We start from the raw sequence: 252 nt of genomic DNA on the forward strand, positions 1-252 counted from the left end.
GTCTACACCTTGCAACTAAACGCGCAGTTAACACTCGGTTTCCCTACGGCTCCGCTATTCGCTTAACCTCGCTACAAAATGTAAGTCGCTGACCCATTATACAAAAGGTACGCAGTCACGGTCTCAAGAACCGCTCCCACTGCTTGTACGTATACGGTTTCAGGTTCTATTTCACTCCCCTCACAGGGGTTCTTTTCGCCTTTCCCTCACGGTACTGGTTCACTATCGGTCAGTCAGGAGTATTTAGCCTTG

At 49.2% G+C, this 252-nt stretch carries 1 rRNA gene; it reads right to left on the reverse strand.

The features are described 5' to 3' along the window. Positions 1-252 (reverse strand): 23S ribosomal RNA (locus tag H5125_RS21965); the annotation flags it as partial.

This window comes from Shewanella sp. SR44-4 (assembly GCF_014163715.1).
In the GTDB taxonomy this organism is placed as follows: domain Bacteria; phylum Pseudomonadota; class Gammaproteobacteria; order Enterobacterales; family Shewanellaceae; genus Shewanella.